This window comes from Rhodococcus sp. A14 (assembly GCF_011603105.1).
Classification (GTDB): domain Bacteria; phylum Actinomycetota; class Actinomycetes; order Mycobacteriales; family Mycobacteriaceae; genus Rhodococcus_F; species Rhodococcus_F opacus.
Map to the genome: position 1 here is coordinate 1 of NZ_JAAOQS010000002.1, position 16,877 is coordinate 16,877.

Annotated in this window: 16 protein-coding genes; 5 read left to right on the forward strand and 11 right to left on the reverse strand. The window is 67.4% G+C overall.

Annotation, left to right across the window (positions count from 1 at the left end; translation table 11 throughout):
• Positions 1 to 221 precede the first annotated feature (221 nt).
• The 7 genes from G9373_RS01240 to G9373_RS01270 form a co-directional block, all read right to left on the reverse strand.
• Complete coding sequence (locus G9373_RS01240) at positions 222 to 776, reverse strand: NADH-quinone oxidoreductase subunit B (RefSeq protein ID WP_005574811.1); 555 nt, start codon at positions 774 to 776, stop codon at positions 222 to 224.
• A gap of 49 nt (positions 777 to 825) precedes the next feature.
• Positions 826 to 1,185: an NADH-quinone oxidoreductase subunit A gene (locus G9373_RS01245; RefSeq protein WP_005239104.1), complete on the reverse strand. Its 360-nt coding sequence runs from the start codon at positions 1,183 to 1,185 to the stop codon at positions 826 to 828.
• 218 nt (positions 1,186 to 1,403) lie between these two features.
• Positions 1,404 to 1,826, reverse strand: a complete 423-nt coding sequence (locus G9373_RS01250; protein ID WP_037202955.1) for a response regulator transcription factor — start codon at positions 1,824 to 1,826, stop codon at positions 1,404 to 1,406.
• Between the two features lie 105 nt (positions 1,827 to 1,931).
• Complete coding sequence (locus G9373_RS01255) at positions 1,932 to 3,140, reverse strand: serine hydrolase domain-containing protein (protein WP_065490156.1); 1,209 nt, start codon at positions 3,138 to 3,140, stop codon at positions 1,932 to 1,934.
• Positions 3,141 to 3,306: 166 nt separating this feature from the next.
• Complete coding sequence (locus G9373_RS01260; RefSeq protein ID WP_005253670.1) at positions 3,307 to 4,206, reverse strand: restriction endonuclease; 900 nt, start codon at positions 4,204 to 4,206, stop codon at positions 3,307 to 3,309.
• Positions 4,207 to 4,248: 42 nt separating this feature from the next.
• Positions 4,249 to 5,652: a chloride channel protein gene (locus G9373_RS01265; RefSeq protein WP_167113596.1), complete on the reverse strand. Its 1,404-nt coding sequence runs from the start codon at positions 5,650 to 5,652 to the stop codon at positions 4,249 to 4,251.
• Entirely contained in the window at positions 5,649 to 7,280 is a 1,632-nt protein-coding gene (locus G9373_RS01270; RefSeq protein WP_133986421.1) for an amidohydrolase, read from the reverse strand. Before G9373_RS01270 ends, G9373_RS01265 begins: the two co-directional genes overlap by 4 nt.
• Before the next feature lie 138 nt (positions 7,281 to 7,418).
• On the opposite strand from G9373_RS01270, the gene G9373_RS01275 reads away from it, so the two are divergent.
• A complete protein-coding gene (locus G9373_RS01275; RefSeq protein WP_133986420.1) occupies positions 7,419 to 8,549 on the forward strand; it encodes an NADH:flavin oxidoreductase in 1,131 nt (376 codons plus the stop codon).
• A gap of 9 nt (positions 8,550 to 8,558) precedes the next feature.
• Here the strand turns inward: G9373_RS01275 and G9373_RS01280 are convergent, their stop codons facing one another.
• Positions 8,559 to 9,080, reverse strand: coding sequence for an OmpA family protein (locus tag G9373_RS01280; protein WP_005567011.1), 522 nt, complete (start codon positions 9,078 to 9,080; stop codon positions 8,559 to 8,561).
• 304 nt (positions 9,081 to 9,384) lie between these two features.
• Here G9373_RS01280 and G9373_RS01285 point away from each other — a divergent pair, with 304 nt between their 5' ends.
• Positions 9,385 to 9,522: a hypothetical protein gene (locus tag G9373_RS01285; protein WP_009479155.1), complete on the forward strand. Its 138-nt coding sequence runs from the start codon at positions 9,385 to 9,387 to the stop codon at positions 9,520 to 9,522.
• Positions 9,523 to 9,847: 325 nt separating this feature from the next.
• The gene (locus G9373_RS01290; RefSeq protein ID WP_167113600.1) at positions 9,848 to 11,074 is read left to right on the forward strand and encodes an alpha/beta fold hydrolase; all 1,227 of its coding nucleotides are present in this window, start codon (positions 9,848 to 9,850) and stop codon (positions 11,072 to 11,074) included.
• Between the two features lie 27 nt (positions 11,075 to 11,101).
• Here G9373_RS01290 and G9373_RS01295 read toward each other — a convergent pair whose 3' ends face one another.
• The gene (locus G9373_RS01295) at positions 11,102 to 11,872 is read right to left on the reverse strand and encodes a CPBP family intramembrane glutamic endopeptidase (RefSeq protein WP_167113603.1); all 771 of its coding nucleotides are present in this window, start codon (positions 11,870 to 11,872) and stop codon (positions 11,102 to 11,104) included.
• A 177-nt stretch (positions 11,873 to 12,049) separates the two neighbouring features.
• Here G9373_RS01295 and G9373_RS01300 point away from each other — a divergent pair, with 177 nt between their 5' ends.
• Entirely contained in the window at positions 12,050 to 13,747 is a 1,698-nt protein-coding gene (locus tag G9373_RS01300) for a fumarate hydratase (RefSeq protein ID WP_054246711.1), read from the forward strand.
• A gap of 60 nt (positions 13,748 to 13,807) precedes the next feature.
• Here G9373_RS01300 and G9373_RS01305 read toward each other — a convergent pair whose 3' ends face one another.
• Complete coding sequence (locus tag G9373_RS01305; protein ID WP_043790002.1) at positions 13,808 to 14,476, reverse strand: L,D-transpeptidase family protein; 669 nt, start codon at positions 14,474 to 14,476, stop codon at positions 13,808 to 13,810.
• Between the two features lie 52 nt (positions 14,477 to 14,528).
• Positions 14,529 to 15,338 (reverse strand): methyltransferase domain-containing protein, encoded by an 810-nt coding sequence (locus tag G9373_RS01310; RefSeq protein ID WP_005567020.1) that lies wholly within the window; start codon positions 15,336 to 15,338, stop codon positions 14,529 to 14,531.
• A 131-nt stretch (positions 15,339 to 15,469) separates the two neighbouring features.
• On the opposite strand from G9373_RS01310, the gene G9373_RS01315 reads away from it, so the two are divergent.
• Entirely contained in the window at positions 15,470 to 16,864 is a 1,395-nt protein-coding gene (locus G9373_RS01315) for an acyl-CoA dehydrogenase family protein (RefSeq protein WP_167113606.1), read from the forward strand.
• The last annotated feature ends 13 nt before the right edge of the window (positions 16,865 to 16,877 follow it).

Below are 16,877 nucleotides of genomic sequence, written 5' to 3' on the forward strand. Positions count from 1 at the left end.
CCACTACCCCGCACCCCGAACAGCCCCTTGCGCACACCGATCTGTTCTGGGACATGGCTCGCGGGGACATGGCTCGCTTCGCTCGCGGGCGTCTGGGCTTCTACGTCCGGCCTTCCCTCGTCACTCACTCGCTACGCTCCCTCGCTCCTCAGTCCAGACCGCACGGCCCAGACGCCGGATCTCGGTTCCTCGACCTGGCTCAGCCCACCGATCCACGCCACTCATCTCAGAAGGCCCTTCATCTGGATGGTGGGGGTGGCGGCCAGCGCCGCCTGCTCCGCCGCCCGCGCCACCTCCTCGCGATGAACGCCGAGCGGCATCTGCTGGATCTTCTCGTGCAGGGCGAGGATCGCGTTCAGCAGCATCTCGGGCCTCGGCGGGCACCCCGGCAGATAGATGTCCACCGGCACGATGTGGTCGACGCCCTGCACGATCGCGTAGTTGTTGAACATGCCGCCCGACGACGCGCAGACGCCCATCGCCAGCACCCACTTCGGCTCGACCATCTGGTCGTAGATCTGCCGCAGCACCGGCGCCATCTTCTGGCTCACCCGGCCGGCCACGATCATCAGGTCCGCCTGCCGCGGCGACGCCCGGAACGCCTCCATGCCGAAACGGGCGATGTCGAAGCGTCCGCCTGCGGTCGCCATCATCTCGATCGCGCAACAGGCGAGCCCGAAACTCGCCGGCCACAGCGAGCCCTTGCGGACGTAACCCGCGAGCCCTTCGACCGTGGTCAGCAGGAAGCCGCTCGGCAGCTTCTCCTCGATGCCCATATCCGACTCTTCTCTTCCGACTTAGCTTTTGGATCGCTGGCGGGACCGATCAGTCCCAACTGAGACCGCCACGCCGCCACTCGTACGCGTAGGCGACGGAGACGTTGAAGATGAACAGGGCCATGGCCCCGAGACCGAAGAAACCGAGAGCATCGAAATGAACAGCCCACGGATAGAGGAAGACGATCTCGATGTCGAAGATGATGAAGAGCATGGCCGTCAGGTAGTACTTCACCGGGATGCGGCCCGCACCCAGAGGCGAGAGTGTCGGCTCGATGCCGCACTCGTAGGCGTCGAGCTTGGCACGGTTGTAGCGCCTCGGACCGACGATCCTCGCCACGATCACGGAGAAGACCGCGAACGCGACCGCAATCGCCCCGAGCACGAGGATCGGCACGTAGACATTCAATCCGTCTCAGCTCCCCTCTTCCCGAGCCTGTCCGCCCGATTCCCGGACGGTCGTTTCCGAAGCTACGCTCTTGTGAGTTATGCCACAGCGTACAAGGGAAGTAGTCGAGCCCGGTCGATTTGACCGTGCGAGTTCCAGGCGATCTCGAAGTACGGAAAACCCCTGCGGCACAGGCGCTCGATGCACCTTCACGCGGCGGAAATCGGAGTCAGGAGAGCCTAAGCTGAGCGGCGGGTGCGCAGCAGCGCTATGACCGCTTCGGACAACCGGATCGGGTCGAGCGGATGCGGCACCGCGGCCTCGGCCCGCGACCAGGTGGCCAGCCAGGCGTCGTCGGGGCGCCCGGTCAGAACCAGGATCGGGGGGCAGTCGTCGATCTCGTCCTTCAACTGCTTCGCGATCCCCATCCCGCCCGCGGGCACCGCCTCCCCGTCCAGAACGGCCAGGTCGACACCGCCGGCATCCATCTGCCGAATCACCACGGGCGCGGTCGCCACCTCGACGTATTCCAACTCCGGAAGGTCGGGGTGCGGACGCGTCCCCAGCGCCAGCACAACCTTCTGGCGGGTGTTCGCATCGTCGCTGTAGACGAGGACACGCAACCGATCAGGACGGCTGGTGTGGGCGGTCGCGTCGGTCACGGACACGATGCTACCGGTCCCCCGCTCTCCAGACCTGCGGCTCGCGACGATCGAAAAACGGCGCGTCGAAATCGAATTGGTTCGCCGGCGGCCGGAACTGCTCGGCTACAGCCGCTCGGCGATGGCGAGCGCCGTCGAGCCGAGCTTCGGCAGGCGGAGGTCGGCGATGGGGGTCAGCATGTTGCCGAGCCGGTTGGTGACGAAGGCGATCGACAGCCCGCTGTCGGCGTCGGCGAACGCGCCCGACCCACCCAAGCCGTAGTGCCCGAAGGTATTCGACGGCTGCCTGCGGCGTGCCACCATTCCCGCGTGGTAGCCGAGCCGCCAGTTCATCTGTATGCCCAGGACGTAGTCGCGGGCCGTCGTCTGCACCTGGCTCAGTTGCGCCACGACGTCCGGCGGGAGGAACTCCACACCGCCGACGGTTCCGCCGTTCGCCAGCGCCCCGTACATCCGCGCCAGCGCGCGGGCACTGAACACGCCGTTCCATCCCGGCATCACGCTGTCGTGGATCGCGGGGTTGCGGACGAGGGCATCGAAACCCGCGGGCATGCCCGCGTCGGCGAGGTTGCGCAGACCGGGCAGCCGCGACATCGCGAACGACGTGGCTCCCCACGGAACGCCGAACGGGTTGATGTGCGGGAAGGTCCTCGCGATCCGGGCACGCTCGGCCGGCGGCACCTCGTACCAGAACTCCTTCACCCCGAGCGGTTCGGCGACCTCGGTGCGCACCAGCTCGGTGAAGGGTTTCCCGGCCGCGCGGGACGTCAGTTCGGCGACGAGCGAACCGAACGTCACCGCGTGATATCCGGGGACCTTCAGCCGCCGCTGATCCGGGGTCGCCGCGGCCAGTGCGGCACTGACCAGCGAATGGTCCATCAGACTCAGCGGTCCGGGCACGAGCCCACGAACCCGGTGCAGTCCGGCGCGGTGCGACAGCAGTTCGCGCACCGTGATCTCGTCCTTGCCCTCGGCGGCGAACTCGGGCCAGTACTGCGCCACCGGCGTGTCGTAGTCGATGATCCCGCGTCCCGCGAGCCGGTGCAGCACCGTGGACGCGACGCCCTTGCCCGTGGAGAACGTGAGGGTGACGGTGTCGTCCTGCCAGAACGTGTCGCGGCTGGCCCATCCCGCCCACACGTCGACGACCGGTTCACCGTGGAGATAGACGGCCAGCGCGCCGCCGCCCTGGCTGCTGTCGTGGAAGAGTCGGAAGAACTGGTCGACGAGCATCCCGAAGCGACGGTCCGCGAGCATTCCGGCGGGCGGCCGTGCCCTGTGGCCCGTCAACGGCCACGGCGTCGTGGTCGTCATAACGACTTCCCTCGATCGTCTTTCACGTCATCGACATGTGTATTTAACTTCCTCTTTACACACGGAAGGACACTGTCGGCACCGCTTCAGGGCCTGCGTGATCGCTTCGTGGCCATACCGCAACGGGAAAGAGTGTCCGGGCGCCGGGTAGGTGACCCGGCGCTGATCATTTCGGCTCCAGCGAGTGGAAGTAGTCCGACCTGACCTCGACGTCCTCGACGAGACGCGTGGTGGTCTGGACACCCAGCGAATGCTCCTTCAACAGGTCGCACAGCCGGTCGCCGTCGATCAGGTCGATCGGCGGCGCCCCGTCCCTCTTGGACTCCGTGCGGGCGTCACCGGTGAACGTTCCGGTGGTGATGAGCAGGCCCTTCTCGCCGCGGCCCGCCATCGCGCCGCGGAAATCGCGCACCGCGCCGGCCCCGACGCTGCCGCTGTAGCGCTTGCACTGGAAGAACACGGGGAAACTGAGCAACGACAACTGATACACCCCGAGCCCCTCGATGTCCCCGTCACCGCCGCGACCGGTGACGGACGCGCTCGAGAATCCGGCCTCCCGCAGCAACCGCTGGGTCAGCCGCTCGAATGCGGGCGGCGACATCTTCAGGACCGTGTCGAGCAGGAGGTCCTTCCAGTCCGCGTCGTTCTCGGCCTCGGCGATGTTGGCATCCGGTTCGTCGTTGCGGCGGGACGCGGCCTTCGCCGATTTGCGGGCGGCATTCTTCTTGCGGTTCTCGGCGGAGAACTCGGCGTGCAGGGGGCGGATCTCGCTCTCGGCGACCTCGCGGCCCTTCTCCGTCACACTCCACACCCCGCGCCGGCTGTTCGTGAGCAGACCCATCCCCTTGAGGTAGGTGCGGGCCCACGCCAACCGGTACTCGATCTCGGTGCTGGGACCGTCACCGTGCAGCACACCCTGCACGTCGGACGAAAGCCCTTCTCGCTCAACGACTGCACTGTCGAGCTCCTCGTTGGACGCCGACCCACCGAGAGCAATGGCAGCCTGAAGCGCTGGCCAGAGGAGGTCGACGTACTGAGGAACGTGAACAGTCATGGCCACAAGCATGCCGGAATCCACCCGGCACTCCGCACACGGACCCCGATCCGATCATCCCGGGGCGAGCCGAGCTTCCGCACGGTTCTCGAGCTGCGCCCGGTAGATCGTCTTCCCCGATCGGCGCACGATGAGATAGGCGAGCCCGACGGCGATCATTCCCGGCACCAGCACACCGACGCTGCCCGTCATCTCCGCGACCATCAGCATGACCGCGAGAGGAGCGCGGGCGATGCTCCCGAAGCAGGCCATCATGCCGACGATGACGAAGGGCGCCGGATTGTCGGGGACGCCCGGGGCAAACGGTTCCAGCAGTCGCCACACCGCTGCGCCGGTGAACGCCCCGATCACCATTCCCGGGCCGAAGATGCCGCCGGATCCCCCCGAGCCGATGGACAGCGACGTCGCGAGGATCTTCGCGAACGGCAACAGCAGCACCACCCACAGCGGGATCGCCGTGAGGTCGGCGCGGGCCATCGACTGCTGGATCCAGCCGTAACCGCTGCCCAGCACCTCCGGCAACACGAGCGCCATCAGTGCGACGAGCAGCCCGCCGACCGCCGGTTTGACGATCCGGCTGCCGGGCAGACGGTGGGTGAGATCGACGGCCGTGTAGAACGTCCCGCTGTACAGCAATCCGATCAGGCCGCCGAGCACACCGATGAGCGCGAACCACACCAGCTGGACCGGGGTGTCGAAGACGTAGTCCTGAGCGGCGTACCCGAACAGCGGCCCGAATCCGAGGAAGCTGCCGAACACCGTGTAGCTGACGATCGACGTGACCAGCGCCGGCACAAGCACCTCGAAATCGAAGTCTTCCTTGTAGGGAATCGTGCAGCACAACACCGCGCCGCCGAGCGGGGCGCCGAAGATCGCGCCGATACCGGAGCCGATCCCGATCGCCACGGCGATTCGGCCGTCCCGTGGGGACAGGTCCAGCCTGCGGGCGAGCAGCGATCCGAAACCCGCCGAGATCTGCGCGGTGGGTCCCTCGCGACCGCCGGATCCGCCGGACCCGATCGTGATGGCGGACGCGACCAGCTTCACGAGGACGACGCGGACGCGGATCATGCGGGGATCCCGGTGAACGGCGTCGATCGCCGCGTCGGTGCCGTGCCCCTCGGCCTCCGGTGCCAGCGTGAACACGATGATGCCCGACACCAGACCACCCAGGCACACCACGAGCGGGATTGCCCACGGTCTCGTGAACTCCCGGCTGCCGACCGCCCCACCGTCACCCGCCGCGGTCGGCGGGTGGTAACCCCCGATGCCGACGATCAGCAGTTGCGTCGCCTCCGACAGCGCGACGTAGAACACGACCGCTCCGAGCCCGGCGACGATCCCGATCACGACGCCGAGAACCAGCCATTTGCGGGTGTAACCCGAAGTCCGGATCCAGTTTCCGGCTGACGTCCCGATCGACCGCAGAGCCCTCGACCCGGGCGCCACCCGGATCACTCCAGCTTTCCGAAGACCGTCCGACCCTCCAGGATCGTGGCGAGCACCTCGAGACCCGCGATGTCGTCGGGATCCACCAGCAGTGGGTTGGCCGACAACACGACGAGATCGGCGTGCATACCGGGGACGATCGCCCCGATGGCGTCCTCGCTCCGGAGGTGCCACGCCGAGTTGATCGTCTCCGCCCGCAGGGCATCCGGGACGGAGATCCGTTCCTCGGGAGCGAGCACACGTCCCGATCGGGTGCGGCGGGTGACGGCGTCGGCGATGTTGCGCAGCGGGTTGGTCGGGGTGACCGGGCCATCGTTGTGGAACGAGATCCGCTGGCCCGCCTTGATCGCGGAACCGGCAGCCGCCCAGCGTGCTCCGCGCTCGGGACCGAACAGGTCGTCGACGAGCACGTCGCCCCAGTAGTAGAGGTGGTCGACGAAAAGGCTGCACGTGACGCCGAGTTCGGTCGCTCGGCGGAACTGGTCCGGGGTCATCGCCCCGACGTGCTCGAGCCGGAGTCGGTGGTCTTCGCGTGGCGAGTCGGCGAGCATCCGCTCCCACGCGTCGAGGACCAGGGCGACCGCGGCGTCACCGTTGGCATGGCAGGAGATCTGCCAGCCGTTCTCGAAATACGGCTTGCTGATCTCGAGAATCTCGTCCTCGGTGTAATTGGCCTCGCCACGCGTTCCGGCGAGGCCGAGCGACCGGGTGACGTCCGTGTCGAGGTACGGAAAGCTGGTGGCCGCATTGCCCACCCACGGCGACCCGTCCGACCAGATCTTGATGCCCACCTGGCGCAGCAGGTCGTTGCCGACTCCGGGTGAGACTTCGGAGGTGCGCTCCGGGTTGGACATCTCGTACAACCGCAGTCGGGTGGTGAGAGCGCCGGACCGGGCGAACGCCGTCAGGGCGCTCCGGAACCGTGGGTCGAATGCCATCTCACTGGCGGTGGTGATCCCTGCCGCGTTCATCCGCGCGCATTCCGCGGCGAGGAGCTCCGGGAGCCGGGTGGTCGCGCCCGCGAGGATCGAGGCGGCCACCGCCATCACCGCGGGCGCCTCGAACGCCGAACCGTCCAGTTCACCCGACTCGTCGCGACCGAAACTGCCGCCCTCCGGGTCCGGCGTGTCCTTGGTCAATCCGGAATCCCGCGCGGCGACGTCGTTGAAGTAGGCCACGTGGCCGGTGTTGTGCAGGATCACCAGGGACGTATCGGGAGCGATCGAATTGAGCCAGTCACGGGTCGGCTCGGGCAGTCCCTTCTGCAGCAGTGGGTCCCAGCCGTTGAGCACGGCGCCGTCGGGGTGTTCGTCGACGGCGCGGCGCACGGCGTCGACCACCTCCCCCGCATCGGCGATGGTCACCGGCCTGATGTCCACCACCGGTTCGCCGAGCAACACCGCGGAGTTCAGCGGGTGGCCGTGCGCCTCGATGAATCCCGGGAGTATGCATGCGCGGTGCAGGTCGACCGTGATCGTTGCCGGTCCGATCAGCGGGAACACCGCGGAATCGTTGCCGACGGCGGCGATCCGCCCGTCGCGCACCGCGACCGCCCGAGCGCGTGGCGCGGCGTCGTTCATGGTGACCACGTCACCGAACAGCACCAGATCGGCAGGTTTTCCGTCGTTCGTGCCCATCAGTGCACCCTCCCGTCAGACCGGGCGTGGGCGAGGGCCCACGCGCCGGCAGCGAGTGTCGACTGTGACTTCAGATTACAACTACACAGCAGGCCGTATGCAGGAATAGTGCGTAACCAAGATCAGTTGCAGACAGGCATGACCGAAACACCGCTACCCGTGGACGGGCTCTTCGAGTCGTTCGCCGTCAAATCCCTCCGGCTACGGAACCGCTTCGCGATGGCACCCATGACCAGAGCTTTCTCCCCCGGCGGCGTTCCCGGGGACGATGTCGCGGCCTACTACCGGCGGCGTGCGGCGGGCGGCGTCGGACTCGTCATCACCGAGGGGACGTACATTCCCGACCCGGCCGCCGGATCTCACACCCGGGTGCCGCGGCTCTACGGACCGGACAGCCTCGCGGGCTGGAAATCGGTGGTGGACGCGGTCCACGACGAGGGCGGGCAGATCATCCCGCAGCTGTGGCACCTGGGTGTCGAACGCGGTCCGCAGCCCCGCCTGAATCCCGACGTGACCACCGCCAGCCCGTCCGGAATCGCTCTGGACGGGACCCGCCTGGGACGCGAATTCACCGAATCCGATCTCGACGCGCTGCGCGAGTCGTGGGTGGCGGCCGCCGTCAACGCACGCGACGTGGGCTTCGACGGCATCGAACTCCACGGTGCCCACGGCTATCTGCTCGACCAGTTCCTGTGGGACCGCACGAATGTCCGGTCCGACGGCTACGGCGGATCCCTCGAGGACCGCACCCGGTTCCCCGCCGAGGTGGTCGCAGCGATCCGCGAGGCCGTCGGCGAGGACTTCGCGATCGTCTACCGCTTCAGCCAGTGGAAGTCGAACCACTACGACTCCCGGATTGCACAATCCCCCGACGAACTCGCGGCCGTGCTCGCACCCCTCGTCGCCGCCGGTGTCGACGTGCTGCACCCCTCCACCCGCAGGCACTGGGAACCGGCGTTCGCGGAGCTGGCCGGTGAGGACGGGGAACTGGGCCTGGCCGGCTGGACCAAACGGCTGACCGGACTACCCACCATCACGGTCGGTTCGGTGGGCCTCGACGACGTGTTCACGACGGCCTTCACCTCGGACGGCGCGTCGAACACCGCCGGTATCGACCGCCTGCTCCGGCAGTACGAGAACGGCGAATTCGATCTCGTCGCGGTGGGTCGCGCGCTGCTGTCCGATCCCGAGTGGGTGCTCAAACTCCGCGACGGCAGAACCGCCGAGCACGTCCCGTTCACGAACGAGCACCGGGCGGTCCTGCACTGACCGTGCCGGTCAGCTGTCCTCGACGGTGATCTCCACCTGATCGGCGTTCACGCCTTCGGGCGGGTTCGCCGTTCCTTCGACGGAAATACGGCTCTTGTCGACGCCCTTGGCCTCGAGTGCGTTTGCGACGGCCTGGGCGCGCTGATCGGCCAGCAGTTCGGCGGCGGACTCGTCCGAGTTGGTGGCGTACGCCTCGATCCGGATGTTGTTGTCGCTGGCGTTCAGCGCTGCGGCCACTGCGCTGACGGTGACGTCGGAGATCGCGTTGAGCTCGGCGGTTCCCGACTCGAATCCGATCGGGACCGCCGAGATGGCCGAGTTGATCGCGTTCTGCGTGGCCTCGCGCGCGGTGTTCACAGCGGACGACGCCGTGGCTTGGACACTGCTGATCGCGCCTTCCACCCGGTCGGACGCCGAGGAGGTCGTCGTGGTCGCGATCGGAGCCTCGTTCGAACTGTCGTCGGAACAGCCGGCCGCGCCGAGCAGAGCGATGGCCGCGACCGCGATACCGGTGACGATGGTCTTGCGCATGATGGATTCCCCTATACGTCGGTATGTCCGGAAGGCGCTACACGTCGTGGGACGAGGATAGCCCCGCCGGCGCCCGGCGACGGCGGTATTCAGGCAGCGCCGCGGCTCCCACATCGTGGGATCAGGCCCGACGGATGCGAATCCGGACACGGGCTTCTCACCTGGTCGGAACCCGGTAATTCGTCCCGCGTTTCATTTCGGTTAAACCTTCGGATTGCGATCTCATTTCAATAACGGTAGGAATGAATCCGGCGCCCGCTCAGCGCCGACATAAATGCCCACAACCGAGCAAGGAGTTAAAAGCATGGATCTCGCCTTCCTGTCCGAATTCTTCTCCGCCTTCTCCGACCTCGCCGGTGCCCTGGACTTCTTCTCGGGTTCCGCCGACGCATTGGGCGGTGGCGCAGACGCCGCAACCGCGGCCGCGGCCACGATTGGCTAGCATTTCCGCTGGCACAAGACTTGAACACCCGCGACGGGGTTCGCACGCTCAGGCGCGCGAGCCCCGTCACGGCGTTGTCGGCACACTTCGTTCGGCTCAATCACGTACCTATCACGGCGATTAATGCGTGACGTGAACATGTTCATTATCCACGTCACCAGCGAGTTTCCCGGAATTGGTCGATCGACCAATTGAGTCGACCTTCCGAAGATCAACTTTTCCGCTTCACCGTTGATTTATTCTCGAAATAATCGACTACGGCGCATATGTTCGACACTTCCGTAACACGCGCGCATCTCAGTGCACATGCGTACACTCAAATCTCGTGACCGACCCGCAGATCAGACGCCGCTCCGAGGTGCGGGCCCTCGCCCGGCTGGCCCTCGAGGAAATCGGGGCCGCCGCCACCGGCATCGGCAGCATCCACCGCGCCATCTCGGATCGTGTCTTCGCCGGCATCCGGCTCGGTGTCGGCTCCCACGCCGTCCCCGCCAAACTGCTCCACGACGAGATCTCGGGCGCCGCGTACACACTCGTCGCCGACACCGCACGTCTCGGTGGTTCCCTCGCAGGACGGTTCCTCGATCTCCCGTCGTCGGAGAACGTCGCCCCGTCCCAGACACGCCGCGGAGCCCAGGCCATCGCCGCGATCCAGGGTCTGATCGGCGACATACTGGAATCGGAGGGGTCGCCGCTCGCCGAACCCCTGTCGATACGGGTGAACGGTGTCGCGCTCGCACCGGACGCGGGCACGCTCGCCGACGCCTTCCCGCGCGCCGGTGGCCGCATCGTCGTCTTCCTGCACGGACTCGTCGAGACCGAGGACGCGTGGGCACTGGGTCGCCGTCCCACCTACGGTGAACGGCTCGGGACGGACCTGGGGTACACGGCGTTGCAGATCCGGTACAACTCCGGCAGGCACATCTCGGACAACGGCAGGAGCCTGTCCGAACTTCTGGACGCGGTCACCGAGCACTGGCCGGTCCAGGTCGAGTCGATCGCCCTCGTCGGGCATTCCATGGGTGGCCTCGTCGCCCGCAGCGCCTGCCGGATCGCCTTCCTCGACGACCGCCCGTGGGTGAGGCAGGTTCAACATGTCGTAAGTCTCGGCTCACCCCACCTCGGAGCCCCGTTGGAGCAGGCCGTCCACTACGCGAGCGCCGGCCTGGCCGCACTGCCCGAGACGCGGGCGATCTCCGGGCTCCTGCGCAGAAGGAGCGCCGGCATCCGCGATCTGAACCAGGGTTCGCTCGTCGACGAGGACTGGCGCGATCGCGATCCCGACGCGCTCCGCGCCGCGGCGTGCAGTGAGGTCCCGCTCCTCGACGGCGTGACGTACTGCTTCGTCTCCGCGACCATCACGCGCAGCCCGAGACACCCGCTGGGACGCCTGCTCGGCGACGGCATGGTGCTCGTGCCGAGTGCGTCCGGCCGTAACCGGACGCGGATGATCGGCTTCCGCGACGAGGACGGCATGCACCTCGCGCCCGCGAACCATTTCACGATGCTCAACCACGAGTCGGTGTACGAGAAGCTGCTCGAATGGCTCTGAACGCCGGAAGCCGGCTGACTTGCGGACTCAGGCCATGGTCGTGTGCCACACGATGGCGGCGGCGAGCGCACCCGCGCCGTTCAGCGACCAGTGCAGCGCGATGGGCGCGATCAGACTGCCGCTGCGGCGACGGAGCCACGTGAACACGACGCCCGCGGCCGCCGTCGCGACCACCGCCGCGAGGATGCCGAGCACCTGACCGAGGACGCCGCCACCGAGGAAGCTGGACAGTCCCTTGTTGCCCGACGTCAGTCCCAGCGACGACGCGATGTGCCAGAGACCGAACATCAGCGATCCCGCCGCGAACACGCCACGTGCGCCGTAGACCCGGTCGAGGGTGCCGTGCAGCACGCCGCGGAACGCGAGCTCCTCGGGGATGACGGTCTGCAACGGGATAACGATCATCGACGCGATGAGCGCACCGGACAGGGTGGCGTACCGGTCGGCCATGAAGAAGGGGCGGGTGATCGGCAGGGCTGCGCCGATCGCCACGATGCCGATCACGAGTCCCATCGCCGCCAGCGCGTACAACGAACCTTTTCGCCAGTGCCGGGGCGAGAGCCCCAGTTCTGCCCAGCCGAGCCCGCGGCGCCGGGTAAGCACGAGCAGCACGACAGCGGCGATGGGAACGGTGGCGATACTCGCCCACGCGGTGGTGAAGTGCGCGATCAGGTTCGTGGCCGCGAGGACGACCACCACGATCGCGATGTCCAGGTAGGCATGCAGCACGGGACGGTTGGCGCGTGCACCGGACTTCTCGCCGTCGACAGCTCCGGCGCACTGGACTTCAGGGGTCATTCGGCCGGCCGATCTGCTTCGTGTACACGCATCAAGTCAAGTGTACGGATTCGTCTGTGAAACCTCTGTGAGCCACGCCACTGCGCAGGTCGAAGCATGCCCCCGCGTCACAGGGCTGCCGGAGCCCGCGTCTAGCCTGGATACGAACTTCACACAACCCGCTGTCCAGGAGATAGAATGGCCGACTTCCTCTACGAGGACTTGCTGCCGATCGGTGAGGACCCCACCGAGTATCGGCTGCTGACCACCGAGGGGGTGTCGACCGTCGAAGGACCCGACGGCCGCACCTTCCTGTCCGTCGAGCCCGAGGCGCTGCGCCTGCTCACCGAGACCGCGCTCCACGACATCTCGCATTACCTGCGCAGCGACCATCTGACGCAGCTCGCGAGCATCCTCGACGATCCCGAGGCATCGGGCAACGACAAGTTCGTGGCACTCGATCTGCTCAAGAACGCCAACATCTCCGCCGCCGGCGTGCTGCCGATGTGCCAGGACACCGGCACCGCGATCGTCATGGGCAAGCGCGGCCAGCACGTCCTCACCCCCGGCGACGACGAGAAGGCCATCGCCCGGGGGGTCTACGACGCCTACACCCGGCTCAACCTGCGGTACTCGCAGAACGCGCCGATCACGATGTGGGACGAGAAGAACACCGGAAGCAACCTCCCCGCCCAGATCGAGCTCTACGCCGACACGGCGACCGGCCACGAGAACGCCTACAAGTTCCTGTACATGGCCAAGGGCGGCGGCAGCGCCAACAAGTCCTACCTGTTCCAGGAGACCAAGGCGATCCTGAACCCGGACGGCATGATGCGGTTCCTCGAGGAGAAGATCCGCGCCCTCGGCACCGCAGCCTGCCCGCCGTACCACCTCGCGATCGTCGTGGGCGGCACGTCCGCGGAGTTCGCGCTCAAGACGGCCAAGTACGCGTCGGCGCACTACCTGGACGAACTCCCCAACGAGGGTGCGATCACCGGCCGCGGATTCCGCGACCTGGAACTCGAGGAGAAGGTGCTCGAGCTGACGCGTCAGATCGGCATCGGCGCACAGTTCGGCGGCAAGTACTTCTGCCACGACGTCCGCGTCATCCGCCTCCCCCGGCACGGCGCGTCGCTGCCCGTCGCTCTCGCCGTGTCCTGCTCGGCGGACCGCCAGGCCAAGGCGAAGATCACCCCCGAGGGCGTCTTCCTCGAGCAGCTCGAATTCAACCCGGGGAAGTTCCTCCCCGAGGTCACCGACGCCCAGCTCGACGCCGAGACCGACGGCGTCTCCGGCACCGGCAAGGGCGCCGCAGTGAAGATCGACCTCACCAAGCCGATGCCCGAAATCCTCGCCGAGCTGTCCAAGCACCCGGTGAAGACGCGGCTGTCGCTCACCGGCCCGCTCGTCGTCGCGCGCGACATCGCCCACGCCAAGATCAAGGAACGGCTCGACGCCGGCGAGGACATGCCGCAGTACCTCAAGGACCACCCGGTGTACTACGCCGGCCCGGCCAAGACCCCCGACGGCATGGCGTCCGGTTCCTTCGGCCCCACCACCGCCGGTCGCATGGACTCCTACGTGGAGCAGTTCCAGGCCGCGGGCGGTTCGATGGTGATGCTCGCGAAGGGCAACCGCTCCAAGCAGGTCACCGACGCATGCAAGTCGTACGGCGGCTTCTACCTCGGGTCCATCGGCGGTCCCGCGGCGCGTCTCGCCCTCGACTGCATCAAGAAGGTCGAGATCGTCGAGTACGAAGAGCTCGGCATGGAAGCGGTCTGGAAGATCGAGGTCGAGGACTTCCCCGCGTTCATCGTGGTCGACGACAAGGGCGAGGACTTCTTCGCCGGTGTCTCCACCCCCACCCTCACCATCGGCAAGCGTCCCGGCCTGTAGGCGGCTCCGCCGCCCGTGCGCCTTTTTGGTAGCTGGAGCAACCAGAAAGGCGCACGGGCGCTACGCGCCTACGGCGATCTCGATGACGGGGTTCTTCGCCGGGTCGAGCCGGCCGAGGAGTGAGGTCAGCGTGTCGCGGTCGATGGCGACGCACCCTTCGGTGGTGGTGCCGTCCGTGACGTGCAGGAACATCGCCGAACCGAGGCCGGGAACGCGGGCGGCGTTGTAACCGATCGCGACCGCGTAGTCGTACAGCGGTCCGGCCGCGTAGAGGTTCTCGCTGTTACCACCGGGGCTCGCGTCCTGCCGGACGTGCGTGTTGTACGTGGGCGAGAGCGGATTGGAATCCCACCAGTCCCGCCGGTCCGACTGGAAATACGGCATCGCCGTCTCCGGTGCGGGCTGCCGGCCGAACGCCTGCGACAGCGGAAAGACACCGGCCGGCGTGCGGGTGGAGAATTCGTTCGCCGCACCGATTCCTTCTGCGCCGACGTCGGCGGGGACGGGGCCCGCGAACACCTGCCACGTGCCGTCCGCAGTCCGTTCCCAGGCGGTCAGTTCGGCGATCACTGCCCCCGCGGACGGCGCGTAGACCGTGATCACCTGGTCCGAGGCGCCGGAGAAGACTGCTCTGTCCGGGGCTGCGGAGGCGCCGGGTGCGAGCACCAGCCCGATCAGAGCCACCATCAGTCCCGCCAACCACAGTCGACCCACCCGTAACGTCGTCATGGGGCGAGTGTTCCATCCTCGGGCACTCGTTGCGTGATTTCCCTCCGCGCTGCTACACCCGGCAGAGGATCTCGCTGTGCAGCAGCGCGAACCAGCCGTCGTCCTCCCGCACCCACGAACGCCAGCCCGCCGCGATGCGTTCCAGGTCCGCCACGGTGGCGAGCCCCAGTTCGAGCGCCCGGTCCGCGTAGTGCGACTGCAGCGAGCGATCGGCCCAGGACCCTCCCCACCACTCGCGATCCTCGTCGGAGGAGAAGCACCACGTGCTCGCGGTGTTCACGACGTCGGCGAGACCCGCCTCGTGCGCCCACGCCCGCAGGCGACGGCCGGCGTCCGGTTCACCACCGTTCGCCCGCGCGATGGAGTTGTACAGCGTCAGCCATTCGTCGAGTTCCGGTGTCGGCGGGAACCATGTGAAGGTGCCGTAGTCGGCGTCGCGGGCGGCGACGATTCCACCGGGCCTGCACACCCGCTTCATCTCGCGCAGCGCCTGCACCGGATCGCCGACGTGTTGCAGGACCTGATGCGCGTGCACGACGTCGAAGCTGTCGTCGGGAAAGTCGAGGGCGTGGACGTCCGACACCACGGTCAGGACGTTCGGGACTCCCCGCTTCGCGAACTCGTTCCTGGCGAGGGACAGCGCCTCGTCGTTCATCTCGACGGCGGTGACGACTCCGGGTGCGACGAGTCCCGCGAGGTCGGCGGTGATCGTGCCCGGCCCGCACCCGACGTCGAGCAACGCCATGCCTGCGCGCAGGTGCGGGAGCAGATAACCGGCGGAGTTCTCGGCGGTGCGCCATCGGTGGTTTCGCAGCACCGATTCGTCGTGACCGTGGGTGTAGACCGTCTCGTCGCCGTTCATGTCTCCGACGCTAGCAACTTCGACCAGATAATGGGATCACCATCTCACCATCCAGGATAGCGTGAATCTCGCCCGCGACAGGCCGTGAGTGTTACGTTGTTGCACACCAACGCGGCAACCGAGGGACTGCCATGACTTTCAGCCTCGCTCTCACTCCGGCGCAGAAAGACCTCGTCGAGCGGACGCACGCCTTCGCGGAGAACGTGATCCGGCCGGTGGCGGCCGAGCACGACCGCGCGCAGGAGTTCCCCTGGGACGTTCTCGAGAAGGCCGCGCAGGAGGGCTTCTACAGTCCGCTGTTCTACCGCGACCTCATCGGCGACCCGACCGGCCTGTCCCTCCCCCTTTTCATGGAGGAGTTGTTCTGGGGTTGCGCCGGAATCGGGCTGGCCGTCGTGATGCCCGCGCTGGCGCTGTCGTCGATCGGGCAGGCCGCGACGCCGGAGCAGATGCTGCGCTGGGCGCCCGAGTGCTTCGGCGAGCCCGGCAACCTGAAACTCGCCGCACTGTGCATCTCCGAACCCGAGGGCGGCAGCGACGTCCGCAATCTGCGGACCACCGCGACGCGCGACGGCGACGAGTGGGTGATCGAGGGACACAAGATGTGGATCGGCAACGGGGGAATCGCCGACGTGCACGTCGTGAACGCGACCGTCGACCCGGACCTGGGCCATCGCGGTCAGGCGCTCTTCGTGGTGCCCGGCGGAAGTCCGGGTATCGAACTCGTCCGCAAGCTCGACAAGTTGGGCTGCCGCGCGTCGCACACGGCGGAGCTGAAGTTCCATCAGGTGCGGGTTCCCGCCGACCATCTGCTCGGCGGCGACGACAAGTTGCAGAACCGCATGCGGAAGGCCCGTGAGGTGCAGGAAGAGGTAGCAACCGGCGCGCCCCGGCGCAAATCGGCCACCCTCGGCACGTTCGAGCAGACACGCCCCATGGTCGCCGCTCAGGCGCTGGGCATCGCCCGCGCAGCGCTCGAATACGCCACCGAGTACGCGAACCGCCGCGAGGCGTTCGGCGGCCCGATCATCGACAACCAGGGCATCGCATTTCCGCTGGCCGACCTCGCGACCCAGATCGACGCCGCGCGGCTGCTCACCTGGCGGGCGTCGTGGATGGCGGCGGCGGGAGTGGAGTTCCGCCACGGCGCGGGCTCGATGGCGAAACTCGCGGCGTCGGAGGCCGCGGTGAAGACCACCGAACGCGCACTGCAGACGATGGGCGGGTGGGGGTACATCAGCGACCACCCCGTCGAGAAGTGGTACCGGGACGCCAAGCTGTACACCATCTTCGAGGGCACCAGTGAGATTCAGCGGATGGTGATCGGGCGCGCTCTCGGCGCCGCGGACGGCGCCCCGCCCCTCCACTTCGATCAGCCGACCGAGGGATCCGCCTTCAACCGGCGGTTCGGCAGGGGCACGTCCGTGCGCACGAAGGCAGGCGAGTTCGCGATGTCGATGAAGGACCGGATGCCCGAGTCCGCGCAGCGACTGGCGATGAAAATCCTTGCTCCACCGAAGAAGTGAAACCGGCGCGGGA